The sequence below is a fragment of the Streptomyces sp. NRRL F-5755 genome (genome assembly GCF_001279365.1).
Lineage (GTDB): Bacteria > Actinomycetota > Actinomycetes > Streptomycetales > Streptomycetaceae > Streptomyces > Streptomyces rimosus.
On sequence record NZ_LGCW01000180.1, the window covers coordinates 1 to 545 of the forward strand.

1 protein-coding gene is annotated in these 545 nt (G+C 73.4%); it reads left to right on the forward strand.

What is annotated here, in order from left to right:
- Positions 1 to 179: 179 nt before the first annotated feature.
- A partial coding sequence (locus ADK86_RS16765; protein ID WP_159393869.1) for a response regulator transcription factor occupies positions 180 to 545 on the forward strand: 366 nt, incomplete at its 3' end.

The following is a 545-nucleotide window of genomic DNA, read 5'->3' on the forward strand; positions in this document are numbered from 1 at the left end:
CGGGGTGGCCGGGGCGGTTCGCACGGGTGGGCCGGGGGCCGGGCGAGCCGCGGCCGTCATCAATTCCTCACACAATGCGAGACACGGCGTCATGAGCGCCGCGCACCATGGTCGGGCCCCTTCCCCGCCGTACGCTTTCGACCAGCGTCCGCCCGGCCCGCTTCGGAGACCCCCGCCCCATGACCCGTGTGCTGCTGATCGAGGACGACCCCGCCGTACGCAAGGGCGTCCACCTCGCGCTCCGCCGCCGCGGCCACGAGGTCGAGGCGGCCGCCAGCGGCGAGACCGGCCTCCTCGCGCTGGACCGCTTCCGGCCCGAGCTGGTGCTGCTGGACCTGATGCTGCCCGGCATGAGCGGCCTGGAGGTGTGCCGCCGCATCCGCGAGACGCAGCAGATCCCGATCATCATCCTGTCCGCGCGCGGCGACGACATCGACATGGTCGTGGGACTGGAGGCCGGCGCGGACGACTATGTGGTCAAGCCCGCCAGCGGCGAAGTACTCCAGGCGCGCATGCGGGCGGTGCTGCGGCGGGTGGTGGGGGAG